Annotated in this window: 23 protein-coding genes; 10 read left to right on the top strand and 13 right to left on the bottom strand. The window is 44.6% G+C overall.

Features of this window, described 5'->3' with window-relative positions; translation table 11 throughout:
- The first annotated feature begins 150 nt into the window (after nucleotides 1-150).
- Nucleotides 151-777 (top strand): uracil phosphoribosyltransferase, encoded by a 627-nt coding sequence (gene upp / locus AB4161_RS15370; RefSeq protein WP_017060716.1) that lies wholly within the window; start codon nucleotides 151-153, stop codon nucleotides 775-777.
- A 141-nt stretch (nucleotides 778-918) separates the two neighbouring features.
- On the opposite strand, the gene AB4161_RS15365 is transcribed toward upp, so the two are convergent.
- Nucleotides 919-2,157: a uracil-xanthine permease family protein gene (locus AB4161_RS15365; RefSeq protein ID WP_050619933.1), complete on the bottom strand. Its 1,239-nt coding sequence runs from the start codon at nucleotides 2,155-2,157 to the stop codon at nucleotides 919-921.
- Between the two features lie 278 nt (nucleotides 2,158-2,435).
- On the opposite strand from AB4161_RS15365, the gene AB4161_RS15360 reads away from it, so the two are divergent.
- Nucleotides 2,436-3,695, top strand: coding sequence for a DUF2066 domain-containing protein (locus AB4161_RS15360; RefSeq protein WP_017060714.1), 1,260 nt, complete (start codon nucleotides 2,436-2,438; stop codon nucleotides 3,693-3,695).
- Between the two features lie 110 nt (nucleotides 3,696-3,805).
- Here AB4161_RS15360 and AB4161_RS15355 read toward each other — a convergent pair whose 3' ends face one another.
- From AB4161_RS15355 to AB4161_RS15340, 4 genes are all read right to left on the bottom strand, one after another.
- Complete coding sequence (locus tag AB4161_RS15355; RefSeq protein WP_017060713.1) at nucleotides 3,806-4,243, bottom strand: DUF2069 domain-containing protein; 438 nt, start codon at nucleotides 4,241-4,243, stop codon at nucleotides 3,806-3,808.
- A complete protein-coding gene (gene wrbA / locus AB4161_RS15350) occupies nucleotides 4,240-4,833 on the bottom strand; it encodes an NAD(P)H:quinone oxidoreductase (protein ID WP_017060712.1) in 594 nt (197 codons plus the stop codon). The genes AB4161_RS15355 and wrbA overlap by 4 nt, the downstream gene beginning before the upstream one ends.
- 6 nt (nucleotides 4,834-4,839) lie before the next feature.
- Nucleotides 4,840-5,190 (bottom strand): arsenate reductase (glutaredoxin), encoded by a 351-nt coding sequence (arsC, locus tag AB4161_RS15345; protein ID WP_017060711.1) that lies wholly within the window; start codon nucleotides 5,188-5,190, stop codon nucleotides 4,840-4,842.
- Nucleotides 5,191-5,313: 123 nt separating this feature from the next.
- Complete coding sequence (locus AB4161_RS15340; RefSeq protein ID WP_017060710.1) at nucleotides 5,314-6,768, bottom strand: M48 family metallopeptidase; 1,455 nt, start codon at nucleotides 6,766-6,768, stop codon at nucleotides 5,314-5,316.
- Between the two features lie 178 nt (nucleotides 6,769-6,946).
- Between AB4161_RS15340 and AB4161_RS15335 the strand changes: the two genes are divergently transcribed.
- Both AB4161_RS15335 and AB4161_RS15330 read left to right on the top strand, forming a co-directional pair.
- Nucleotides 6,947-7,186, top strand: a complete 240-nt coding sequence (locus AB4161_RS15335; RefSeq protein WP_017060709.1) for a sulfurtransferase TusA family protein — start codon at nucleotides 6,947-6,949, stop codon at nucleotides 7,184-7,186.
- Nucleotides 7,179-8,255, top strand: coding sequence for an AI-2E family transporter (locus AB4161_RS15330; protein WP_017063383.1), 1,077 nt, complete (start codon nucleotides 7,179-7,181; stop codon nucleotides 8,253-8,255). Before AB4161_RS15335 ends, AB4161_RS15330 begins: the two co-directional genes overlap by 8 nt.
- 160 nt (nucleotides 8,256-8,415) lie before the next feature.
- Here AB4161_RS15330 and bcp read toward each other — a convergent pair whose 3' ends face one another.
- Complete coding sequence (bcp, locus tag AB4161_RS15325; protein WP_017060706.1) at nucleotides 8,416-8,886, bottom strand: thioredoxin-dependent thiol peroxidase; 471 nt, start codon at nucleotides 8,884-8,886, stop codon at nucleotides 8,416-8,418.
- A gap of 12 nt (nucleotides 8,887-8,898) precedes the next feature.
- Nucleotides 8,899-9,441, bottom strand: coding sequence for a glycine cleavage system protein R (locus AB4161_RS15320; protein WP_372083571.1), 543 nt, complete (start codon nucleotides 9,439-9,441; stop codon nucleotides 8,899-8,901).
- A gap of 374 nt (nucleotides 9,442-9,815) precedes the next feature.
- Between AB4161_RS15320 and dapA the strand changes: the two genes are divergently transcribed.
- Entirely contained in the window at nucleotides 9,816-10,694 is an 879-nt protein-coding gene (gene dapA, locus AB4161_RS15315; RefSeq protein WP_372083570.1) for a 4-hydroxy-tetrahydrodipicolinate synthase, read from the top strand.
- Nucleotides 10,695-10,742: 48 nt separating this feature from the next.
- Complete coding sequence (gene bamC, locus AB4161_RS15310; protein WP_017060703.1) at nucleotides 10,743-11,789, top strand: outer membrane protein assembly factor BamC; 1,047 nt, start codon at nucleotides 10,743-10,745, stop codon at nucleotides 11,787-11,789.
- A gap of 161 nt (nucleotides 11,790-11,950) precedes the next feature.
- On the opposite strand, the gene AB4161_RS15305 is transcribed toward bamC, so the two are convergent.
- The 4 genes from AB4161_RS15305 to AB4161_RS15290 form a co-directional block, all read right to left on the bottom strand.
- Nucleotides 11,951-12,160, bottom strand: a complete 210-nt coding sequence (locus AB4161_RS15305; protein ID WP_017060702.1) for a DUF2897 family protein — start codon at nucleotides 12,158-12,160, stop codon at nucleotides 11,951-11,953.
- A gap of 8 nt (nucleotides 12,161-12,168) precedes the next feature.
- Entirely contained in the window at nucleotides 12,169-12,843 is a 675-nt protein-coding gene (locus tag AB4161_RS15300) for a M15 family metallopeptidase (protein WP_372083569.1), read from the bottom strand.
- Nucleotides 12,844-12,888: 45 nt separating this feature from the next.
- Nucleotides 12,889-14,025: a succinyl-diaminopimelate desuccinylase gene (gene dapE, locus AB4161_RS15295; protein WP_017060700.1), complete on the bottom strand. Its 1,137-nt coding sequence runs from the start codon at nucleotides 14,023-14,025 to the stop codon at nucleotides 12,889-12,891.
- 98 nt (nucleotides 14,026-14,123) lie between these two features.
- Nucleotides 14,124-14,471: an ArsC family reductase gene (locus AB4161_RS15290; RefSeq protein WP_060982502.1), complete on the bottom strand. Its 348-nt coding sequence runs from the start codon at nucleotides 14,469-14,471 to the stop codon at nucleotides 14,124-14,126.
- A gap of 205 nt (nucleotides 14,472-14,676) precedes the next feature.
- Between AB4161_RS15290 and AB4161_RS15285 the strand changes: the two genes are divergently transcribed.
- Entirely contained in the window at nucleotides 14,677-14,964 is a 288-nt protein-coding gene (locus tag AB4161_RS15285; RefSeq protein WP_004734273.1) for a helix-turn-helix domain-containing protein, read from the top strand.
- Nucleotides 14,965-15,032: 68 nt separating this feature from the next.
- Here AB4161_RS15285 and AB4161_RS15280 read toward each other — a convergent pair whose 3' ends face one another.
- Together AB4161_RS15280 and AB4161_RS15275 are read right to left on the bottom strand one after the other, a co-directional pair.
- A complete protein-coding gene (locus AB4161_RS15280) occupies nucleotides 15,033-15,365 on the bottom strand; it encodes a DUF4156 domain-containing protein (RefSeq protein ID WP_017071060.1) in 333 nt (110 codons plus the stop codon).
- A 12-nt stretch (nucleotides 15,366-15,377) separates the two neighbouring features.
- Entirely contained in the window at nucleotides 15,378-15,722 is a 345-nt protein-coding gene (locus AB4161_RS15275; RefSeq protein WP_372083568.1) for a DUF2956 domain-containing protein, read from the bottom strand.
- Between the two features lie 109 nt (nucleotides 15,723-15,831).
- On the opposite strand from AB4161_RS15275, the gene AB4161_RS15270 reads away from it, so the two are divergent.
- From AB4161_RS15270 to AB4161_RS15260, 3 genes are all read left to right on the top strand, one after another.
- Nucleotides 15,832-16,293: a DUF2919 domain-containing protein gene (locus tag AB4161_RS15270; protein ID WP_017060696.1), complete on the top strand. Its 462-nt coding sequence runs from the start codon at nucleotides 15,832-15,834 to the stop codon at nucleotides 16,291-16,293.
- A gap of 65 nt (nucleotides 16,294-16,358) precedes the next feature.
- A complete protein-coding gene (locus AB4161_RS15265; RefSeq protein WP_102394434.1) occupies nucleotides 16,359-17,282 on the top strand; it encodes a Dyp-type peroxidase in 924 nt (307 codons plus the stop codon).
- Between the two features lie 121 nt (nucleotides 17,283-17,403).
- Nucleotides 17,404-18,537, top strand: coding sequence for a flagellin (locus tag AB4161_RS15260; protein ID WP_017063389.1), 1,134 nt, complete (start codon nucleotides 17,404-17,406; stop codon nucleotides 18,535-18,537).
- Nucleotides 18,538-18,764: the final 227 nt, after the last annotated feature.

Raw genomic sequence — 18,764 nt, 5'->3', positions numbered from 1 at the left:
AGTTGGATGTGAAAACGGCGCTATTCTAACAGGGCTTGATTACCAAGAGCAAACGTTTGCGCGGTTTTTTTTATTAGAATAAAGATTCTGAAATAACCTGAGAGTTCGTGTATAATCTACAGGTTTGTTTAAATATTGCCGGAGTTGGAAATGAAAGTTGTTGAAGTGAAACACCCGCTAGTAAAACATAAAATTGGCCTGATGCGTGAAGGTGAGATTAGCACTAAGCGTTTTCGTGAGCTAGCGACAGAAGTGGGTAGCCTTCTAACATACGAAGCGACATCAGACTTTGAAACTGAGCGTGTGACGATTAACGGTTGGAACGGTCCAGTAGAAGTTGACCAAATTAAAGGTAAAAAAGTAACGGTAGTGCCAATCCTACGTGCTGGTCTAGGCATGATGGACGGCGTTCTTGAGCACATCCCAAGTGCACGTATCAGCGTTGTTGGTATCTACCGTGACGAAGAAACACTTGAGCCAGTACCATACTTCAACAAGCTTGCATCTAACATCGATGAGCGTATTGCTCTAGTGGTAGACCCAATGCTTGCGACAGGTGGTTCTATGATCGCGACTATCGACCTGATGAAAGAGAAAGGTTGTAAGCACTTTAAGATTCTTGTGCTTGTTGCTGCTCCTGAAGGTATCGCTGCTCTAGAAAAAGCACACCCAGATGTTGAGCTTTACACGGCTGCAATCGATGAGAAGCTAAACGACAAGGGCTACATTGTTCCTGGTCTTGGCGATGCTGGCGATAAGATCTTCGGTACTAAGTAATTCGGTTTCAGCTTAAGTGACTCTAAACAGTTCCTTAACTCGCTGAATTAACTGTATTAATAAAAAGGGAGAGCATTCGATGCTCTCCCTTTTTTGATCTTGTTAGGTTGTGATTCTATTGAATCTAGCCTTATCGATTCATTAATCGATTTGAGCTTTATCTACCACAGTGTTGTCACCTAGCTCATCTGGAAGTACTAGGTTAAGTAGAATCGCTACGATGCCACATAAGCTTACGCCCTGTAGGCTAAAGTCACCGATGCCAAATGCCATGCCGCCAATACCAAAGACTAAGGTAATGCCCACAATCACAAGGTTGCGAGATTTGTGCAGGTCAACTTTGTTTTGAATTAGAGTATTCAAGCCTACGGTTGCGATAGAACCAAACAGTAGAATCATGATGCCGCCCATAACAGGAACCGGAATCGTTTGAAGTAGTGCACCTAGCTTACCTACCAATGCAAGAACGATGGCTGTTACCGCAGCCCAAGTCATGATCACTGGGTTGAACGCTTTGGTCAGCATTACTGCGCCTGTTACTTCACTGTACGTCGTGTTTGGTGGCGCGCCCAGCATAGAAGCCGCAATTGTTGCCACACCGTCGCCAGTGATTGTGCGGTGTAGGCCAGGTTTTTTAAGGTAGTCTTTACCGGTCACGTTAGAGATAGCAAGCATGTCACCTACGTGCTCAACAGCAGGTGCAATCGCAACAAATACCATAAAGAAGATAGCGTTGATGTTGAACTCTGGCGCTGTGAAGTTTGGCAGTGCTAACCAAGATGCTTGCGCTACTGGTGTGAAGTCGACTGCGCCATAAACCAAGCTAGTGATGTAACCCGCGACAATACCACCGAAGATTGGTAGTAGCTTAAGGAAGCCTTTAGAGAACACACTGATGACAATGGTCACTAACAGTGAAATAGAAGAGATCCACAGTGCAGCGTCTGCATCAACAAGCTGAACTGCGCCATCGCCTGTCTTACCTAGTGCCATGTTAACCGCAACAGGCGCAAGGCCTAAACCGATAACCATGATCACAGGGCCAACCACGACAGGTGGAAGCAGTTTATGGATGAAGCCAACGCCACGAACTTTAATTAACGCGCCCATTAGTACATACACAACACCCGCCGCCATAAGGCCGCCCATGGTTGCACCTACACCCCAAGTTTGAATACCAAACATGATAGGCGCGATGAATGCGAAAGAAGACGCTAAGAAGATTGGCACTGAACGGCGTGTAATAAGTTGGAATAAAAGGGTACCGATACCTGCGCCAAAGAGTGCAACGTTAGGATCAAGTCCAGTCAGTAGCGGCACTAATACAAGCGCACCAAATGCTACAAACAGCATTTGCGCACCTTGCAGAGCATTTTTCATGTTATGTCCTTAAAAATGGTCGTTATATGAAAAGCGAAAAATAAAATTCGCGGGATTCTATCACTTGGCAATCGATTGCTACACCAAATAGATCAAATTTATTTATCTTAGTGATGTTTTATATCCATCTAAGCCCTAGAAATTCATTTTATAAGTGAGCGATTTATCATGGCCAGGTGATATTTTGTGGTTATTAAACACAGTGGGCGCTATCGACCTTGCCCCTCAATCCATAGTTGCTTATCATCTAGGCACAAGATTTGAATATTAGGATCAGTATGCGCTACATAGCATTGTTGTTGATGGGACTATTAGCCTCTCCGAGTTATGCCTTAACTCAAGTAGATATTTTTAGTGCTGAAGTTGCGATTAACGCTGAAGACAAACAGCCAGAACAAGTGGCAAGAAATACAGGTATGGAGCAGGTATTGATACGTGCGACTGGCCAAACTGATGTCGCTTCGAATGAGACGATTCAAAAGGCGATGCGCAAGAGTTCGCAGTACATGTCTCAAATGAGTTTTGGCGAAAGCAATGACCAATCAACATTGCGTATGCGTTTTAACGGTGCTCAAATCCGTTCTCTGTTGACTCAAGCACAGTTACCTTACTGGCCTGACACGCGTTCAAACATCCTTGTTTGGCTGGTGGAAGAGGACAACTACGACAAGAACATCGTATGGGAACACTCTAACTCACAGTTAGCAGCTAGCTTACAAGCTAACGCAAAAGAGCGTGGCTTGCCTCTAACGCTGCCTGTGGGTGACTTTGACGATATTACGGGTATTGCGACTTCTGATTTGTGGGGTAGCTTTGTTACGCCAATCAGTAAAGCGAGTCAGCGTTATCCTGTTGATGCTGTGTTGGTGATAAAGGCTCAATCTTCAGGCCTACGTTGGGCTCTATACGATCAAAAGCCAAGTCAATTGACGAGTGCACCAACATCGCCTGTAAGTGGTTCACTATCGGGTAACAGCGACACGACTTCTAAGAAGTTAGTTGACCAAATCAGTAACTACTACGCAGGCAAAAGTGCTGTGACGGTAGCGAGTGAGTCATCAGAATCGATTTTAACGCAGTTTATTAGCCTGAATAATGCTCAAGACTTCTTCCAGTTAGAGAACGCACTTAAGCGTCTAAACTCGGTGGCAAGCCTAGATATTCTGAAGATTCAGAATAACGAAGTCACTTTCCGAATTCACTTATTGTCGACTCAACAAGAGTTTGAGCAAGAAGTAGCAAGTATTCGCCAAGTTGCGAAGGTTGAAGAATCTTACATTGAGCCTGAAGTGAGCCCTGAATTTGAAACTCAAGACAACACAATGTCTGTAGGTGATGATTCAACAGACGCTGCTGAAGTCGTTGGTGACGAAACTGACTCAGGCGTACAAGTGATTAAGGGCAACGAGGTATCTGAGGATGCTGAGCTAACGAATACGCCTGACGCAACGTTAGAGGATTCTAGTACAGAAGATCTAACCATCACTGCGCCAGTACATGCTAAGCCAAGCTTGGTATACGAGTGGGTTCGCTCATAATTGTCAGCTGACATGACTGATTGAAATGAAAACTTGAAAAAAGCCCTGCAAGAGCAATCTCGCAGGGCTTTTTGTTTGTAAGCGGTCAGTTTAAAAGCATGGGCTCAATATTATTGCTCGAACTTAGCTTTTTCTCTCTTTTCTACTTCAGAAAGACGCTTCAACTTGATGCCTAACTCTTTGGCTCTAAAGCGAGTAAATAAGATATTGCCCGCGAAACCTAGAGTCGTCAGAAGCAGTTCTACAGCCGCTAATAAACGTTCACCATCGTCTACATACAAGATAGTTAATGCGTGTAGGAAATAGAGCATCAAGACGAAATTTGCCCATGCGTGCGTATAAGGTTTTCCTGCTAAAATGCCCGGTAATGGCAATAACAGCGGGATAGCCCAAGCAATCGCCAGTGTGACATTACTGAGATGAGGGTGCGGTGAAAGCGTCATCTGCCAAGCCACCACCCAGAATAAAAGCGACAAGTTGCCCGCTAAAGCAAGGTAGCGAAATAGCTTGGTTTTGGGAGACATAGCCTTCTCTGGCATATACATCATTGAGAAATTCCCTTCTGATTTATTGCGATGCGCGCTAGGCGTTTACCTAGGTTTTGCGCCAACTCAATCTCTTCTTTGCTAAGTGAAGCGCTCTCTCCAGTACTGCTTGCACCATAAGGCGTACCACCAGTTTGAGTGGTGTGCAGCGCCGGTTCTGAGTAGGGGATGCCCACGACTAACATGCCGTGATGAAGCAGGGGCAACATCATGCTTTGTTGTGTTGTCTCTTGACCACCATGCAATGATGAAGAAGAGGTAAATACACAACCTGGCTTATCGATGAGATCACCATTGATCCACATTGATGTCGTGCTATCCCAAAAGTGCTTCATTGGCCCGGCCATGTTACCAAACCAAACCGGACTGCCTAGCGCCAAACCATCACAAGATCGAAGCTCTTGTAACGAGGCAATAGGATCGGTTGGTTGATAGCGTGAATCAGGCTGCTCTTCTACTGTGTACACGTCGTTCACCGTTCTTAACATGGCTTCACAGTTTGGGATAGACTCAACCCCTCGTGCAATCTGCCTTGCTAGAGCTTGTGTGTTGCCGTGGCGGCTGTAGTAAAGAACAAGAATGTTAATGCTCATATTGGATTACAGAATCTCTAGCACTTGCTCTGGTGGACGACCAATTTTTGCTTTGTTGTTCGCGACAACGACTGGGCGCTCAAACAGTTTTGGATTGGTTGCCATCGCGGCGAAAAGATCTTCATCAGTGACTGAAGCATCACCAAGGTTTGCTTCTTTGTAGTCCGCTTCTTTGGTGCGCATCATGTCGCGAACACTGTCAAAACCAAGCTGAGTGAACAGTACTTTCAGCTGTTCAACTGTTAACGGAGTCTCTAGGTATTTGATTACCTCTGGCTGTACGCCGTTTTCCTGAAGCACTTCTAGAGTTTGACGGCTCTTTGAGCAGCGTGGGTTATGATAAATCACGACAGACATGGTTCTTCCTCATTATTATTTTTGATTTAATTGTTTAGCTGAAGCCACCATAGGTGACTTCTTTTTTTTGTGTAACGTTGAGCTTTCTTTTTATACTGGCAACGAGCGTTACCAGTAAACACTCTATTGTAGCGACAAGAAGCGCTCTCGTTGAATCATTAGCTGATCAATTCGAGCGTCGTAGCGTGCTTGTTTTAGGCTTCCTAATTCTGCGATTTGGCTTGCTTGCGTGTAGTACTGAATCGCTTTGTTCCAGTTGGCTTGCAGTGCCAAAATTTCTGCACGAGCAGCCAGTTCTTCGTCGCTATTACCAAGGCTCGTATTTACTTTTGAAAGTAAGTGCCAGCCATTGGTGTCATTCGGGTTATCGTGCGTGTAACGCTGCAATACGCGAACCGCTTCTTGAAGATCTTCATTTTCAATCAGTGCGTTGGCGTAGTTAATGGTCAGAACCGGGTTGTTTGGTTGACGAACCAGTGCCGATTTAAGTTCTTTAATCGCAATCTCAGGCTGCTTCTTCTCGATGTGCAGATCCGAAATAGCATCTAGATAAAACAGGTTGGTTGGATCGCTGTTAATCAGCTTGTTCAGGATGGGCTCTGCTTTGTCTAATTTTTTAGAGTCTAGGTAAACCAGTGCTTGGCCATATTCTAATGACGGAACCAAAGCTTTAGGGGCTTTCTTTAGCTGACGCTCAAACCAATCAAGAGCAGCATCATTATTAATGCCAGCATAGCGCGCAACAATGCGGGCTCTTGCTAGGTGGTAGTCCAGAGAGGGAGCCAGTTTCAGTGGCGGGTAACTACGAGCACGAGCACGTGAATCGGTAATTCGGTCTTCTGGTAATGGGTGAGTCAGTAGCATTGGCGGTGGTGTGCTCGCATAGCGATATTCATCAGCTAAACGGCCAAAGAAACGTGGCATCGCATTCACATCAAACCCAGCTTTTGCTAGCGTGTTGATACCAAAGCGGTCGGCTTCTTTTTCATTACTACGGGTGTAGTTGATTTGGCTTTGCATATTACCCGCAGTCGTTGCCGTTAGGGCTGCAATGCCGGCTTCAGGAGCTGCAATTGCCAGTAATACAGAGGCTGCTAGCGCTGCAATGGTTGCTGGAGAGCGGCGCGCTTGGTCTTCCATACTACGCGCTAAGTGACGTTGGGTTACGTGCGCGATTTCGTGCGCTAATACAGAAGCTAATTCACTTTCAGATTGTGCATGCAGGAATAGACCTGAGTGCAAAGCAACATAACCACCAAAGAAAGCAAAGGCGTTGATGTTGCGGTCACGGATCATAAAGAACTGGAAAGGTGTCTTTACATCATTTGCGTTCGCGACCAGACGATGGCCAAGAGTATCAATATATAGATTTAGAACTGGGTCGTTTACGATAGGCTGGCTACTTCTGATGATGCGCATGTAGGCATCACCATAGATAAGCTCTTGGTCGATAGTGAGTGTGCCGCCAGCAGCGGTACCGATATCTGGTAGCTCCAAACTATTGGTATTCGCCATAGTTGGGGTGCTTAATGTAGCTGCGATGCATAAGCAAGCAATTGAGCGAGCGCGTTTAAACATATTAGTCAGTAATACTCCGTTTCTTCTGACAGTAAGACAAGTGCAATGGAAATTGGTTCTTTATCTGATTTAACCTTTGCCAAGTGCGTGCGCTATCATGAAGGAGGATGAATGAATGATGGCGCGTTTTCAAAAACAGATTACAATACGACCCTTATAATAAGCATCGAGCTCAAGAATGACACCTAATATTCTAGATTTACGCCAAGAGCGCTGTCCAATGGCGCTATTATTAGCCAAGCGTCACAGTGTAAAGTTAGAAGTAGGGCAGTCATTGTCAATTTATGTGTCTGATAACAGTTCGATGAAAGATATTGTTACTTATTTGTCTAAGCAAGCCTATGACGTCATCACTGAGGTTTGCTCTAATTACCATCATCTCCTCGTCACTAAAAAGGAATTGCAGTCAGATGCTTGAAATGGTCAATCGTTGGTATAAACGACGTTTCTCTGATCCCCATGCTGTCAGTTTGGTTGCCATCATTCTCTTCGGCTTTATTACGATCTACTTCTTTGGTCACCTAATTGCGCCACTCTTGGTTGCAATTGTGTTGGCTTATTTGCTTGAGTGGCCTGTTACCCAACTTCAAAGACTCGGTGTTCCAAGAACGCCTTCGGTGATGTTGGTGATCATGATGTTCTTTAGCGTGATGCTACTTGCGATCTTTGGCTTGGTACCAACCATTTGGCAACAAGTGGGCAATCTAATTAATGATATCCCAAGCATGTATGGCAGCTTGCAAAACTTCATTGCGACGATTCCTGAACGCTATCCAGAATTAGCTAACCTGCAGATCGTTGAGTCCATTATGTCTAACGCCAAGAACAAAGCGTTAGGTTTTGGTGAAAGTGTTGTCAAAGGTTCTCTTGCTTCTCTTGTGAGCTTAGCGACCTTAGCGGTTTACTTGATTCTTGTACCACTGCTTATTTTCTTCTTGTTAAAAGACAAAGAAGAGATGATCAGAATGGCGAGCGGTGTACTTCCTCGAAATCGTCGTTTAGCGACCAAAGTATGGGAAGAGATGAACCAGCAAATCTCGAACTACATTCGCGGTAAAGTCTTAGAGATTTTAATTGTTGGTGGTGTTAGCTACGTAACCTTTGCGATTCTGGATCTGCGTTATTCAGTCTTGTTGGCTGTCGCGGTTGGCTTCTCGGTACTGATCCCTTATATCGGCGCGGCAGCTGTGACTGTTCCTGTGGCGATTGTAGGCCTGTTCCAGTGGGGATTAGAGCCTCAGTTTTACTGGTTGCTTCTCGCTTACGGTATTATCCAAGCGCTAGATGGTAACGTGCTCGTTCCTGTTCTTTTCTCTGAAGCGGTGAACCTGCACCCAGTGGCCATTATTGTTGCCGTGTTAGTGTTTGGTGGACTGTGGGGATTCTGGGGCGTGTTCTTTGCTATCCCGTTGGCAACGTTAGTTAAGGCGGTTTGGAATGCCTTACCGAGTCACGCATTAGACGATGACCCCGAACATCAAAAGTAATTGATCTTGTTATAGAAAAAGGCCGAACATCCATGATGTTCGGCCTTTTTGCTCTTAGCTTAATAATTAGCTTAATAATTAGCTTAATCATTAGCTTAATGAGTGTTGCTATTGCCTTAGAAAGTGATGAATCTAAGTCATTAACTCACTCAAATCGCCCTTAAGCTTCTTGATTGAAGTAATCTAGAACCACTTCGTGGTGAGTCTTAGTCTTGAACTTGTTGAAGACATGTTCAATCTGACCTTCTTCATCAATTAGGAAGCTAATACGGTGCAGACCGTCGTAGATTTTACCCATGAATTTTTTCTCGCCCCAAACGCCAAACTGTTCAGCAACGCTGTGGTCTTCATCAGATAGCAGGGTGAAGTTTAGAGATTTCTTCTCAACGAAGTTTGGTAGACGTTTTACTGGGTCAACACTCACACCTAGAACAACCACGTTTAGGTCATCAAGCTGTGTTTTGATATCACGCAGGCCTTCCGCTTGCACAATACAACCTGGAGTCATTGCTTTAGGGTAAAAATAGAAAAGTACTTTTTTACCTTTGAAGTCACCAAGAGATACGATATTGCCATCTTGATCTGGAAGAGAAAAAGCAGGTGCTGGAACACCAGCCGTTAGCGTATTCATGACATTTCCTTTTTAAAGACTGTTTTTGATAAAGTTGAGCGAGCCTTGGACTGATAGGCTCTGACACAGCGAATCGAATTCTTCTTGTAGCTGCATCAAATTACATTCTGATTGCACAGAAGCGGTAATAGAGATATGGAATTGGTCGTTGTCGAGTTGAACCTTAGATTTATTGATGGTTCGTGCACTTAACGAATCGAGGCCGATGTTTCGGTCTGCGAAGAACTGGGTAAACTGCTCAGTAAGTCCGATTTTATCGTCTGACTCAACGAACACCTCTACTGTGTAAGAGTTCTCAATAACATCATGAGTTGAGGTTCGCTTCATAATCGTAATCAAGTCGTGCTCTTGTCCAAGCAAGGGCAAGGTGGTTTCAACGCGGGTAATGTTGTTTGCCTTTCCAGACAGCAGCATGATAAGCGTAAATTCTTCGCCAAACAGGGCGATACGGCTATCAATAATGTTACAGCCTGATTGGTTGACTAAATGAACCACTTGGTTGCATACACCTGGGCGATCAGTGCCCACAGCTGTGATTACTAGATGTTGAGTCATAAAATCACGTCTCTTTATATTCCATTGATTCATGCATGTTAGCACAGTTAGCTCGTGGAATAAGCGTGCGTGCGGGGCTTTTTATGTGCGACCTTGCTTCGAACATGCAACCAATGATAAGAATATCGAGCGCGTTAAAAAATGAGATAGAGCGATGAGAGCACAGCTTACTTGTTACTGACATCCAGTGATGTGCTATCCGCTAGATTGAGTGCAGGTTACCCAAATTCTAGGTAGAACGCCGTTAGAAGTCGTTTTACCTCAAACATACGACAATATTTAATGCAGATGTTGCCGGTAAGCCACTTTAATGTCTTGTGTTTATTGATTGGCTTACAGTAACATGCAAAAAGAATAAATTAAGGGAGATAGACATGTTTTCAGGAAGTATCGTTGCGCTAGTTACGCCATTTAATACAGATGGTGAAGTGGATTTCGACAGCCTTAAAAAGTTAGTTGAGCACCATATTGCTGCAGGTAGTGATGGTCTGGTTGCGGTTGGCACAACAGGTGAGTCTTCAACACTCACTATTGAAGAGCATGTCAAAGTCGTCAACAAGATCGTTGAATTTGCTGATGGTCGTATTCCCGTTATCGCTGGTACAGGTGCAAATGCAACTCATGAATCTGTTCTATTCAGCCGTTTGTTGAATGGTTCTGGTATTGCTGGTTGCCTGAGCGTAACGCCTTACTACAACAAACCGACTCAAGAAGGTTTGTACCAACACTACAAAGCGATTGCTGAAGTCAGTGACGTTCCACAAATTCTATACAATGTTCCAGGTCGTACTGCGGTAGACTTGTTGCCAGAAACGGTTGCTCGTCTTGCTGAGATCGAAAACATCGTTGCACTGAAAGATGCGACGGGTGATCTCGACAGAATTGCAATTCACCGTGAACTTTGTGGCGAAGACTTTATCTTACTAAGTGGTGATGACTTAACAGGCCTAGAATTTGTTAAGCGTGGTGGCGATGGCGTGATCTCTGTAACGAACAATGTTGCAGCCGCTGATATGGCAACCATGTTCAAGCTAGCAAAAGAAGGTAAGTTTGAAGAAGCGGAAGCGATCAATGAGCGTTTGATGCCTCTACATAAGAATTTGTTCGTTGAGTCTAACCCTATTCCCGTAAAATGGGCGGTTCATAAAATGGGTCTGATTGCTGAAGGTGGCTTACGTCTACCGCTGACTGAACTGTCAGAGCCAGTTCAACCTGTTGTTGCTCAAGCAATGACTGAAGCGTGCATTTACTAAAACGTATGAAGTGATGCCGAAGCGAACCTTCGGCATTTAGGAGTATAAATGAAGTATTCTCACCAGCTAGTGATTGGGTCACTGGCTGTTTTCGTTCTTACAGCATGTTCTGGCAACCCGACTCAACGTCGCCAAGCCAAAGATGATTTCGAATACTTAGAAACACCTGAGTTTTCACAATGGCAATTGCCTGTAGATGCTCAGCCTCAGTTCTACCCAAATTTTGACATCCCAAGCGGTGAATTCAGTGGTGGTACTGGTCGTGAAGTGGATATTCGTCCACCGCAACAGGTTCTTGAACTGATCCCGGGTGCTCGTGCTGAGCGTCAAAACGGTGAAGTGACACTATGGCTTCTTCGCGCAGAAGAGGCAGACCGCGTGTGGCAAACGGCTGTAGATATGCTGGCTCAACGTGGTATTGGTATTCGTGAGCAATCAGAGAATGAGATTGAGACCGATTGGGTAACTTGGGTTTCTGAAGATGAAGACGTAGAGATTGGTAGTCGTTACTCTATCTCTCGCTTCCAAGCAAACAACCGTCATGGCTTCAAGATTAATCTGATTGATTGGCGTGAAGGTACTGAAGAGAAAACAGTAACGGCAACCAATAAAGAGCGTTACAACGCGTTCCTGACCAACCTAGTTATGGCTAAGTACGATGAAAACCTTCGTGCTGAAGCGGCGCTGAAAGCGCAAGAGTTGGTGAAGCGTATTCCAATTTCAATGGGTGCTGACCGTAGTGGTTTCCCTGTGATTATTGCTCGTACGCCATACAATGTATTCTGGCAGCGTCTGCCTAACTTGTTGCCTGAAATGGGCTTTGAGCTTGAAGAACGCAATCAATCTCAGGGTACGGTGAAGGCGAAGTACGCAGCACCAGATGATGAGTTCTGGGAAGAAATTGGCCTACAGCCTATCGACTTAGCGCCAGGCACTTACAACTTCCTATTTGGTGACCTTGGCAACCGTACGTCAATCAACGTAACAGATGCATCAGGTAAGCCAGTAGAAGAAGAGCTGCTTAAGTCTATGGTTCCGGTATTAGCGCATATTGCTGACCAAACCAAAGATGACAAAGAAGCGAAAGCTGAGTAGTCATTCAAGCCGTCACAAGCTGAGTTAAATCAGCCTTGTGATTAGCAAAAGCAAATAAAAAAGAGGACACACTGTGTCCTCTTTTTTATTGTATTCGTTGTCATCAGGCTACATTGGTCAATCAAAATTGGTCAATCAAGCTGATTAGCCAAAGCAAAAGGCTATGCGTCTTTATTGTCTTTGGATTCTTCTTTTTCAGCTTTCTCTTGGTTAAGTTTATCCGAGCGATTGAGCTTATCTAAATCTCGCTCAGTTTTACCACGCCCCGTCAGATCCATATTGGCTGTCTGTTTGAGCGCTGCGATGTTACCCACAACAACGCTAACTACGATGATGATGATAACCCAAGGGTTTGTAAGCCACTCCAACATAAGCGCTCCTAATGACTGATATTCGCTACGAAGCGTGCATAGATCTCGTCTAGCTGCTCCATAATAATCTCATACCCTAATACTGGCTTAGATTGGAGTTGCTTGCCAAGTAAAGTCGGAGATAACTGTGATAAACACGACTCCGATACTTTGCGATGGCTGATATGCCATGGTTCGATCGCCACACCACCCAAATCTTGGCGGTAAGGAAAGAAGAAACCAAATTGTGCAGCATGAACTGATAGCCATTGGTAAAACGATTGCTGGTGGCCAGTAAGGTATTCCCATGGTTCTAATTGCAGATGTATGCCTTCAGGTAAGTGGTTACGAGCAAAGACATCGAAGTCACAACCCCAATGATGACGACTCGCGCCGGGAAGCGCAGACCATCTCAGGATAGCCGATAGCTTTTGTTGTTCGGTCAGTTTTGAAGCATCAAGAGGTTGGCTTTCTGAATCTAATATCGGAGCTTCGCCAGAAAACTTACGGTTCCAAATCAGAGATTGCCTTTCATAGTCGCGAAAGCCACTGGCAATCTCCATTTTAAAACCAGCGAGCTGAGCAGCTTCAATCAAATTATTCAGGTCATTCTTAACCTCACTGTGGACCAAGAAGGTCTTGGTGCCGATCAGGCTAGGCTCTAGATGAGAATCTGATTGTCCGGTAAGCTGCTCTGGTGTCATAACGAGTCTCTCAATAATTGGATGCTATGAATCGCTGATGAAAGACTATTTAGCGAATAGGTTCACTAATGTTCTTTCGTACATGTCAGTTAGCTTTTCTAAATCGGCTACCTTCACGCATTCGTTAACCTTGTGAATCGTTGCATTCACAGGGCCTAGTTCAACCACTTGTCCGCCCATACGTGCAATAAAGCGACCATCAGATGTACCGCCAGTCGTTAGCAGTGCTGGTTTCACATCATTGACGTGACCCACTGCATCAACAATAGCATCAAGCAGTGAACCTGCGTCTGTTAAGAACGGGTCGCCATTGAATGTCCATCTTAGGTCGTATTCGAAATCATACTTGTCGAGTGTCGTTGTGATGCGCTCAACGATGATGTCGTTGCTTAACTCTGTACTAAAGCGTAGGTTAAACTGAACATTAAACTCACCAGGGATCACGTTTGAAGCACCAGTACCCGCACTCACATTTGGAATTTGGAAACTGGTTGGCGGGAAGTAATCATTACCTTTATCCCACTCAGTTGTTGCTAGCTCATTAATAGCAAGCAGAGAGCTGTGTACTGGGTTGTTTGCTAGGTGAGGGTAGGCAACATGACCTTGTGTGCCTTTAATCGTTAGGTCGCCAGTGATAGAGCCACGACGGCCGTTCTTCACGACATCACCCACGAACTCAGTGCTCGATGGTTCACCAACGATACACATATCGATGTTTTCACCGCGCGCCATTAATGCTTCAACAACACGTACAGTACCGTTGATGAAAGGACCTTCCTCATCTGAAGTGATCAGGAAACCAATTGAGCCTGTGTGGTCTGGGTGTTTGGCAATGAACTGCTCGACGGCAACAATCATTGAAGCCAGAGAGCCTTTCATATCAGCAGCGCCACGGCCATGTAGGAAACCGTCTACGATAGTCGGTTCGAATGGCTTAGTGTTCCATTGTTCGATTGGGCCTGCAGGTACCACATCAGTGTGACCAGCAAAAGCAAACAGAGGCGCTTCAGTACCACGACGAGCCCAGAAGTTGGTCGTATCTTCAAATACCATCACTTCGATTTCAAAACCGAGTGCTTTTAAGCGTTCAATCATCAGGTCTTGGCAGCCTGCATCTTCTGGTGTTACCGATTGACGGCTGATTAGGTCTTTTGCCAGAGCCAAAGTTGGGCTATCTGTCATCCTTGAATTCCTTGTTTAAATAAAACGTCTAGTCATTAATTTTTAGAAGCTGATTCAATGATCAACGTCCAGTTGTCTGTCTATGTGAATACAACGGCCTAAGAAAAAATAGCCGCGTATTGGTCTGCTTTAAATCCGATGTGAAGCTTACCATCTACTTTTAAGATTGGGCGCTTGATCATTGCTGGTTGCTCAACAAGCAAAGCCACTGCTTTTTCTTCCGTTAACGTGTCTTTTTGCTCTTGAGGAAGTTGGCGATAAGTTGTCCCACGTTTGTTTAGCACAAGCTCCCAACCTAGCTCAGAACAGAAGTTTGTTACTAGCTCTGTGTTGATGCCTTGTTTGCGATAATCGTGAAATTCGAACTCGATACCTTCAGCTTCGAGCCATTTCTTTGCTTTTTTAATAGTGTCGCAATTTGGAATACCAAACATAGTGATAGTCATTATTCTTCCTTTGAGTGATTTTATTTCATTGTTATGAGTTGAATCCTATCAGGAAGCAGCAACTCAGACAAAATAGAGTGATGAATATTTCATAGAGTGAAAAAAAAGCGTAAGAAAATGTCACTATTGGAGACTTATTGATCAGCCTCAACATGTTGTCAGCGAAAAAAGAAATAATTGAGCTGCACATATATAGGAGGTGTCAATGGAGTTGAGTCCTGTTTTTGCAAGGCGGCTATATTTAGCATTGTTAGTGGAAAGCCTTGATAGGCCAAATGTGCCTAAACTCATCGAAAAAACGGGGTGGCCTCGTCGTACTATTCAAGATGTACTCAAGGCGTTACCGGGGATCGGTATCGAACTTATGTTTGTTCAAGATGGGCGACGTCATAATGATGGCTATTACCAGTTATCCGACTGGGGGCCATTTGACAGTCAATGGGTTATCCAGCGTAAAGGCGATATAGCAACAAGCCTTGGATTTAGTGCATAAGCCAGCGAAAGCTGGCTTTCTTTTGGGTGTCATAAAATCAAAGCATATCGATATGCCGCTTTAGTTGCTTACTCGCACAGGTAGGCGGTACCAAGCATAGTCACGGAAGTGCTGAAATCTTGGGGTAGGGTAAAGATGACGGTGTCTGCGCCTAGCTCAATGGCATTCGATTTAAGCTCATTCATCGCACCTTGAATCAGGGTGTCATTGGGAAAGAACAAGTAGCTGTACCAATGACCTTCGCTGCCAGTGATTTCCCCTTTATACTCACACTGCTCGATGTTAATCAGGCCGTGGTAATCCATTTGTACCTTGTCCGCTTTACTATGAGGCGTTGATGTGGGTTTGGTACACCCGAGTAACATGCCACTCATAGCCAAAGCGACTAATTCCTTTTTCATACGTTTACCCTGCTATTGCATCAAATAAATCGCGAAGCCTACCCAGCTTGCGAACAGTAGTAACCACGGCAGTTTAGTGGCGTGATTTGATGGTGTTTCAACACTTGTTTCGATCGTGTCTTCTTGGTGTTGATTAGCTTGTTGAGTCTGTTTTTCTTTCTGTACGCGCTTCTTCGCTTTATCGGCTTGGCGGCTGCGTTCTTTTTGCTGTTTCTTGTACAGTGCGATGCCTTTCTCGATACCCTGAGTAATCAGTTTAGTTTGTTCTTTGGTTTGAGCTGGCTTTTGAGTCGCTTTGGCTATCTTCAGTGCTTCCTGTTGAGATTCAACAGAGGGCGTATTAGTTTTGTTTTTCATACTGAGTTCGACAATTAAAACGGATTGGCTACTAAGATAACGCAAAGCTAGTTAAGTATGAATGATTTGCGTTAAAGTGTTGGTTTGAAAATAAGTGAAAGTGAGATTTGTGCGGTACTCCATAGAACAATACGACAAGCACGGCTTTTTGAAAGCTCCAATCTTGCTCTGGCTAGGTTGGTTGTTTCTTGCGAAAGCCTTGGTCGTTTTCATTGTTGCAGGCGCAAGCCGAGAATCGGGAACCGATATTCTTGAGATAATCTACCCAGACCATCAGATGTTTTATGTCGGGATCGCGTTGAGTGTGCCTAGTTTGCTGCTGATGTGGTTATTTGGGCTAAGATCGCCAGATAGAAAGCGCCTTAACAAAGTCGTGTCATGGGGACGTTGGGTTACCATGATGGCTATCTTGGCACAGGGCTCCCATACGATTTATTTAATCTATTTGGATAACGGATGGTTCCGTTGGTCAAATGGCATCACCCTATTGTTGCTGCTGTGGTTAGCGCTTTATCTAACCAATAGCCATGCTGCAAGGGATTGCTTTAAAGTGGTTGAGCTCGAAGACTGATTCTCATCAAAACATTTGTCCCATTCACAATTATACTTAGAAGCTAAAACTGGAAGGAATAATCTATGCTTAATGTTTCAAATGAGCAGCCTAACGTTCAAAGTGCTATTTTGCCTGAAGCTGGGCCTTTCGCGCTTTACGTTCAACTTAAAGTGAACGCTAATACTGCTAATGTACTAGCAGAAATTCAAAAGCTTCCGACTCTAATCGACGAACTAAACCAAACTCAGCCTGATGCGAACTTAACGGCATCGGTTGCGTTCTCAAAAGCTTTTTGGGATAGGTTCGAGCAAGCAGCGCCCGCTGATCTGATCGACTTCCCTGTGCTGGGTGAAGGTGATATCACAGCACCGAGCACACTGTCTGACGTTCTGATTCACTGTCATTCAAACCGACATGATCTGCACTTCTTTATCTTGCGTAAATTGCTATCTGAAGTAGCAGCTGATGTTGAAGTGGTTGATGAAACTTATGGTTATCGCTTCCTAGACTCTCGTGACATGACAGACTTTGTTGATGGCACTGAAAACCCGAAAGACGCACAACGTGCTGAAGTCGCTATTGTGCCTGAGGGGGAATTCGCTGGTGGTAGTTATGTAATGGTGCAGCGTTTTGTGCATAACCTGCCAGCTTGGAATCGTTTGAATGTATCGGCACAAGAGAAAGTGATTGGCCGAACTAAACCTGATTCAATTGAGTTAGATGATGTTCCTGCGGCGTCTCACGTTGGCCGTGTGGATATCAAAGAAGAAGGCAAGGGGCTTAAGATTGTTCGCCACAGTCTACCTTACGGTACTGCTACGGGCGACCACGGCTTATTGTTCATTGCTTACTGTAACGTTCGTCATAACTTCGATGCGATGTTAGAGAGCATGTACGGCGCAACAGATGGCAAAACAGACCAACTGCTTCGCTTTACCAAAGCAGTGACTGGCGCTTACTACTTTGCACCTTCAACTGACATGTTGAGTGTATTAACGATTAAGTAAATCACCTCATCTGCAGCAAAGAAAGGGAGCCTCAGGGCTCCTTTTTTATTAAAGCTTTATATGAACTGGTCGATATAAGAGCAATCGTGAGTTTTATTCCTCTTTTTGTAAGCGAAGGTCTATGGCTATAACTGTTAATACCAATGTCTCAGCGCTGGTGGCCCAGAGAAACCTCTCTAATGCCAATAACATGCTGAACCAATCTTTGGAGCGCTTGGCTTCAGGGAGTCGTATTAACAGCGCTAAAGACGATGCTGCAGGGCTACAAATTTCGAACCGCTTGGAAGCACAGATGAGTGGCATTGATGTTGCTGTTCGAAATGCTAACGACGGTATCTCCATTATGCAGACTGCAGAAGGAGCTATGAATGAAACCACTAATATCATGCAGCGCATGCGAGACTTATCCCTACAAGCGAGTAACGGCTCGAATAGTTCATCGGAACGAATCGCTATTCAAGAAGAAGTCACCGCGTTAAATGACGAGCTGAATCGAATTGCCGAAACCACTTCATTCGGTGGTAAAAAACTCCTTAACGGCAGTTTTGGGCACACCTCGTTTCAAATCGGCGGCAGTTCGGGCGAAGCTGTGCAGATTGGTTTGAAAAGCATGCGTACTGATGACATCAACATGGGCGGCTTTAGCTACGTTGCTAATGGCATGGCCAGTGATTCATGGGAAGTGAAATCAAACCAGAATGATATGACGATGTCGTTTACCGATCGTTTTGGTCAGCCACAAGAGATCACCATCAACGCGAAAGCGGGCGATGATATCGAAGAGTTGGCGACTTACATTAATGGTCAAACGGATCTCTTATCGGCTTCTGTTAATGATGACGGACAACTTCAGATTTATATGTCAGGTGAAGATACCGCGGGTACCATCTCTTTTTCAGGTTCATTAGCCAGTGAGCTTTCGATGTCAGCGGGCTATTACGAGTCAGTTAATGACATCAATGTAACGGATGTGGGTGGTGCTCAGCGCGCCGTCTCTATTTTGGATACGGCGATGAAGTATGTCGATAGCCATCGCTCTGAATTAGGGGCAATGCAAAACCGCTTTGATCATGCCATTAACAATCTTGAAAACGTTCATGAGAATTTGGCGACATCAAACAGTCGAATCAAAGATACCGACTACGCCAAAGAAACCACTCAAATGCTCAAGCAACAAATACTGCAGCAAGTGAGCACAACGATACTCGCTCAAGCCAAGCAAGCGCCGAATCTAGCTTTAACGTTATTAGGTTAATGAATTACCTACAATCTTATAAAAGCATTTCAGCTTGGTCGGTGCTTTTTGGCGAATAAAAATACAATTTCTCACTCGACTGACTTCCCGGCAACTTTAGCGATTTTCTCATCTTTTTTCGATAATTTTACGACCAGTCACGCTTTCTTCTGTTTTACCGCTATTTCTTTAAATTTGTTGTTTTTTTCCTAAAGGTTTCGCCAATCACGCCGTTATTAAAAGTAACT

It is taken from the genome of Vibrio sp. 10N.286.51.E5 (assembly GCF_041469125.1).
Lineage (GTDB): Bacteria > Pseudomonadota > Gammaproteobacteria > Enterobacterales > Vibrionaceae > Vibrio > Vibrio crassostreae_C.
This window is presented reverse-complemented; position numbering and strand designations above follow the sequence as displayed.